The 647-nt window shown below is 70.5% G+C and carries 1 protein-coding gene; it reads right to left on the reverse strand.

Annotated elements, in window-relative coordinates; genetic code table 11:
* A partial coding sequence (locus tag AC4FQ5_RS19850; protein ID WP_491146336.1) for an AAA family ATPase occupies nt 1–467 on the reverse strand: 467 nt, incomplete at its 3' end.
* Nucleotides 468–647: the final 180 nt, after the last annotated feature.

Consider the following 647-nt stretch of genomic DNA (forward strand, 5'->3'; position numbering starts at 1 on the left):
AGGGACACGTCGTCGGTGCGGAGGTGGGTCGCGAAGCGCGGGGCCCGGAGCGCATCATCGTTGGCGTCGTAGCGCTCCATCGGCCAGCCGTCGGGGTCCTCGAAGCGGGCGCGCACGCGCCGTCGCACCGACTCGCGCGATGCGAGGAGCGTCACGTGCCGCGTCTCGACGCCGGCCGCGTCGAGCGTCCCGAAGACGCGGTCGTGACGGTCGGGATCGGCGAGCGTCATCGGGACGATGACGTGACCGGCATGCCGGGAGGCGAGATCGGCGAGGAGCTCGGCCACCGTGGGTGCCCACCACGGCGTCTCCTGGAAGTCCGCACGCAGGTGCGGCGGGTACATCCGCTGGATCCCGAGACCCGGAAGCTCGGGATCCGAGACGATGCTGTCGGGGATCTTGCGCTGCAGCTCGTGGGCGACGTGGGTCTTCCCGACGCCGAAGGTCCCGTTGATCCAGAGCAGCACGCTTTCGACGATACTCGTGGGCGGTGTCGTGCCGTCCGCGTTCCCGGTCGGTCGCCGCGGCATGATCCATCAGCGCCCCACCCCCCCCCGTCATAGGCTGGACGCCATGCCAACCGACAAGCGGTTCATCCCCGCGCCCGACGTCGATCACACGCGGACCGACGTCGTCGCGATCCTCTC

The sequence above is a fragment of the Chryseobacterium sp. DT-167 genome, from assembly GCF_058310155.1.